The sequence below is a fragment of the Methylobacterium sp. ME121 genome (assembly GCF_000974725.1).
Lineage (GTDB): Bacteria > Pseudomonadota > Alphaproteobacteria > Rhizobiales > Beijerinckiaceae > Methylobacterium > Methylobacterium radiotolerans.
On record NZ_BBUX01000158.1, the window covers coordinates 1 to 2204 of the forward strand.

Annotated in this window: 2 protein-coding genes; both read right to left on the reverse strand. The window is 71.8% G+C overall.

The window, feature by feature from the left end:
- Nucleotides 1-263: 263 nt before the first annotated feature.
- Nucleotides 264-1457, reverse strand: a complete 1194-nt coding sequence (locus tag ME121_RS32635; RefSeq protein ID WP_043388075.1) for an IS91 family transposase — start codon at nt 1455-1457, stop codon at nt 264-266.
- A 4-nt stretch (nt 1458-1461) separates the two neighbouring features.
- Nucleotides 1462-2204 (reverse strand): tyrosine-type recombinase/integrase (locus tag ME121_RS32640; RefSeq protein WP_059410328.1); only part of this gene is annotated, 743 nt, incomplete at its 5' end.

Consider the following 2204-nt stretch of genomic DNA (forward strand, 5'->3'; position numbering starts at 1 on the left):
GACCGAGGCAGTCGGCTATGGGGATTGAGCGATCCGGCCTGATGGCGCGGGCGAGCGCGATGGCCGGCGAGGGGCTCGGCGGAGATGGCGGGGTGATCCGCCGGGACAGGCCGACGGCCAGCACGGGGTGGTCGGAGCGATGGCCGGCGGGTCTCGGTCTGGATCGGGCGGCCGGAAGTGCGGGTCGAGGCGGTCGGGGCGCAACGCTCCTCCGGCCGCGGCTCGAAGGCCGGCGGCATGATGGTGGCTGACGACGTGCCGGGTCACGGTGCTCTCATCCCGGTCAGGGCGGACGCGGTCGGCGGACCGCGCGGTTGCAGGAAGCGGCCGAAGGTCTCGACGACCGTCATGCGGCCGCCGCAGCACCGGCAGGGTGAGCGCCAGTCGGGCGGCGCCGTGGGCTCGGGCGGGATGACCGGCGGCGGGACGGCGAGCAGCGCTCGGATACGGGTGAGGTTGGCCCGGCGGCCGGCGCTGGCGAGCAGACCGTAGTGGCGGATGCGGTGGAAGCCCTTGGGTAGGACGTGCAGCAGGAAGCGCCGGATAAACTCGTGCGGGCCCAGCGTCAGGGTGCCGTAGCGCTCAGGCCCGTCGCGACGGTAGTCCTTGATGCGGAAGGTGACGCCGGCCTCATCGAAGCTCATCAGCCGGCTGTTCGAGATCGCCACACGGTGGGTGTAGCGCGACAGGTAGGCCAGCACCGCCGCGGGACCGGCGAACGGGGCTTTGGCGTAGACGACCCAGCGCTTCGTCCGGGCCGGGGACAGATGGCGCAGGAAGGCGCGGCGCTCGGCCAGGGGCGCTAGGCCGCCAAAGAAGACGAGCCGTCCGGCCGCGTGCAGCGCGCTCAGCCCGACCAGGAACAGGCGGCGGAACAGCTTGCCCAGCACCCGCACCGGCAGGAGGAAGGCCGGCCGCGACGACACCCACCGTGCACCATCAGGCGAGAGGCCGCCGCCGGGCACGATCATGTGGACGTGGGGATGATGCGTCAGCGCCGAGCCCCAGGTGTGCAGCACGGCGGTCAGGCCGATGCGGGCGCCGAGGTGCCTGGGATCGGCAGCGATGGTCAGCATCGTCTCCGACGCCGCGCGGAACAGCAGGTCGTAGACGGCGGCCTTGTTCTGGAGGGCGATGTCGGCGACCTGCGTCGGCAGGGTGAACACGACGTGGAAGTAGCCCACCGGCAGCAGGTCGGCCTCGCGCTCGGCCAGCCATGTGCGGGCCGCCGCCCCTTGGCATTTGGGGCAGTGCCGGTTGCGGCAGGAGTTGTAGGCGATCCGCCGGTGGCCGCAGTCGCCGCAGCCCTCGACGTGGCCGCCGAGCGCGGCGGTGCGGCAGTGCTCGATCGCCGCCATGACCTTGAGCTGCCGCAGGCTCAGGTGGCCGGCCTGGGCCGCCCGGTAGGCCGGCCCAGCAGCGCGGAAGACGTCGGCGACCTCGATCGCGGCGCGCACCGTCTCAGCCGGGCGCGATCTCTCCCGTCTTGAACAGACCCAGCTTGTCCAGCGGACTGGTCACGGTGCGTACCGTGCGGGTGGCGACCTTGGTGTAGAACGCCGTGTTCTCCAGCTTGGCGTGCCCGAGCAAGACCTGGATCACCCGGATGTCGATGCCGTCCTCCAAGAGGTGGGTGGCGAAGCTGTGGCGCAGGGTGTGCGGGCCGACCCGCTTGGCGATATCGGCCGCCCGGGCCGCCTCGACCACGATGCGGTGGAGGTGGCGGGTGCTGATCGGCTTCATCGGATGCTGGCCCGGGAACAGCCAGCCGTCACGCTGCATGACGCCCTGCTGGCGTCCGACCTTCCACCACTGGCGCAGCAGGGTGAGCAGGTCCGCCGGGAGCAGCGCGTTGCGGTATCGTCCGCCCTTGCCGCGCTCGACCCGGATGAGCATGCGCGCGCTGTCGATGTCGATGACTTTGAGCGCTGCGACCTCGGCCACGCGCAGGCCGGCGCCATAGGCCACCGACAGAGCAGCCTGATGCTTGAGGCAGGTGGTGGCGTCGAGCAGCCGGGTGACCTCGTCGCGGCTGAGCACCACCGGCAGCGTGCGCGGATAGGCGAGCCGGACGAGCTGGCGCGCGAGGTCGGGCCGGTCGAGGGTGTGGGTGAAGAAGAAGCGCAATGCCGAGACGATGGCGTTGAGGGTCGGCACCGGCACGCCGGCCTCGCGCTGCTCGACCTGGAAGCGGCGCAGGTCCT